Annotated in this window: 2 protein-coding genes; both read right to left on the bottom strand. The window is 67.0% G+C overall.

Features of this window, described 5'->3' with window-relative positions; all coding sequences use genetic code 11:
* A partial coding sequence (locus VN856_RS21535) for a PPE family protein (RefSeq protein ID WP_325692723.1) occupies positions 1 to 978 on the bottom strand: 978 nt, incomplete at its 3' end.
* A 56-nt stretch (positions 979 to 1,034) separates the two neighbouring features.
* On the bottom strand, positions 1,035 to 2,453 hold the full coding sequence (locus VN856_RS21530) for a PPE family protein, SVP subgroup (protein WP_325692721.1): 1,419 nt from the start codon (positions 2,451 to 2,453) through the stop codon (positions 1,035 to 1,037).
* Between the last annotated feature and the right edge of the window lie 85 nt (positions 2,454 to 2,538).

Here is a 2,538-nt window from a genome sequence, read left to right as displayed (position 1 = left end):
CCTCATACCCGCCGCTATCGCGGATTCGGCGCTTTGGGTCGGGTTGAGAATCGTGGCCGGGAAGTCGTACGAAGGGATGCCGTTCTTCCTGATGAAGGGGTCGTCGCCGTTCCAGTCGCTGACGATGTTGTCGGTGTGCTGACCAGTCTCTGAATCCACTATGGAGAAAGGAAGATCCACCGGCCCGGCAGCGATGTCCTGGGGTATGACCGCGGCAAAAAACGTCAGGTCCGATGGCAACGAGACGAAGACTGTGATCACGTTGCTCAACAGGGTCAACGGGTCGGTTGCGGCGGATCCGCTGGCTGCCGACTGGGATGTCGCCAGGCCCTGCAGTGCTTGCGGAACCGCGGAAAAGGCTTGCTGCGCAGACGAAACCGCGCTTTGTGCATCGGTGGCCGATGTTCCGGTGGCTTGGCTCACCGCTGCGGCCTGGCTCGCTGACGACGCCGGATCGGTGTTCTGCTGCGGTTGCTGGAACGGCGACAGTGTGGTCGCGGACGCCGAGGTCGCCGCGTAGCCGTACATCGCGACGGCATCCTGTGCCCACATTTCGGCGTACTGGATTTCGGTGGCCGCGATCGCCGGCGTGTTCTGCCCGAAGAAGTTGGTAGCCACCAGCGCCGCCAGCGCGATGCGGTTGGCCGCGATCAGCGGTGGTGGCACCGTCATGGCGAACGCCGTCTCGTAACCGGCGGCGGCCGCGTGGGCTTGGGTAGCGGATTCCTCGGCCCGCGCGGCGGTCGATGTCAGCCATTCGACGAACGACGCGGCCGCGGCGCTCATCGCCGCGGACGACGGACCCGACCAGGCCCCGGACGTCAGCTCCGACACTACCGATTGGTAGCCGCCGGCCGCCGTGTACAGCTCGTCGGCGAGCGCCACCCAAGCTTGCGCAGCGGCCAGCATCGGCCCCGATCCAGGACCGGAATACATCCGGCCGGAGTTTATCTCCGGCGGATAGAAACCGAAATCCATTGATGCGCATTCCTTTTCCAGACAACCGAGCTGTCCGCCAGCTGGCGGTGGGCGTTTCAGCGACCAAGCAGACGGTTCTTCTGCTCGGTGTATTCCTGGTCGGTCAGAATTCCTTCGTCACGAAGTTTGGCGAACTCGCGCAGCTCGGCGGCGACTCCGGTAACGACGGTCCGGGGCTTGCTCTGCGACGCATCGTCGGTATCACCTTGTTCCGCAGCATCATTGGTGGTGGACGTTTCCTTGGTGCGGGCCGCCGCGCCCGCGCCTTTGGGGGCCTTGCCGCCGCGACCGGCGCCGGTGCCGACCGTCCCGGCCATGGCGCGGCCGGCCATTCCCGCCAGCGCCATCTCGCTCAAGGCGCTTCCGGAAGCGCCTGATTCCCCGGCGACCGCGCTGGCCGCGGAGTCCGGTAGCGCCGGCAATGTCACCGCAGTCGGGCGTACTGCGGGCGTGGAGATGGTCCAGGTCGGCGGTACCGACAATCCGCCCACGCTGTTCGCCTCGGCCAGACCGGCGGCGACGCTGTGCCGGGGTATGTGTGTGGAGCCCTGCGGCAGGTTCAGCAGCGGCGCGGGGAATGGCTTGACGGGCGCGGGTCCTTCACCCGGCCAGGCTTCCTCCCCGTTCCAGCCGCTGACGATCTTGTCGGTGTGGGTACCGGTCAGCGCGCCGACTATGTCGAAGGGAAGAGCGACAATTCCCAGGCTGCCCAGCGGTATGTCGGCCGCGAACGTCGCCAGACCCGCTGGCAGGTCGACGAAAATCGAGATCAGGTCGCTGATCGTGCCCAGCGGGTCGCCGGCGGCGGCGGGTGCGGCGGCCGCGCTTTGCAGCGCGCTGGGCACCGCGGAGAAAGCTTGCTGGATTGACGAGACGGCGCTCTGCGCGTTACCGGCCGCGGTGCCGGTGGCCTGGCTGACCGCGGCTGACTGTCCGGCACTGCCTCCGGCGTTGGTGGTCTGTTGGGGTGGGTTGAACGGTGTCAGCTGCGTTGCGGAGGACGACGCCGCCGAATAGCCATACATGGCTGCTACGTCCTGGGCCCACATTTGGCCGTACTGGGCTTCGTTGGCCGCGATCGCCTGGGTGTTTCGGCCGAACACGTTGGTGGCGATCAGGGTCATCAACTGGCTGCGGTTGGCGGCGACCGTGGCCGGCGGCACTGTCGCCGTGAACGCCGTTTGGTAGGCGGCGGCTGCGGCCTTGGCTTGCGCGGCCGTTTCCTCGGCCTGCGCCGCGGTGGCGTTCAGCCACGTGACGTAAGTCGCCGCGGCGGCAGCCATCGACGCTGATGCGGGTCCCAGCCACTGCCCGCTAGTCAGGCTCGAAACGACCGACTGATATGAGCTGGCCGCCGAGTGCAGTTCGGCGGCCAGCCCTTGCCAAGCTTGTGCGGCGGTAAGCATCGGAGCCGCCCCCGGCCCGGTATACATGCGGAGGGAGTTGATCTCTGGCGGATAGGTCCCGAAATCCATTGCTCAGCAACCCCTTCGGTGCACCGCGGGCGAAATGGCCCGTGCGGTGGCGTCATACCCCTCGACGCGATCGGCTGCAGGGTGA

The organism is Mycobacterium sp., from assembly GCF_035603715.1.
GTDB lineage: Bacteria > Actinomycetota > Actinomycetes > Mycobacteriales > Mycobacteriaceae > Mycobacterium.
This window is presented reverse-complemented; position numbering and strand designations above follow the sequence as displayed.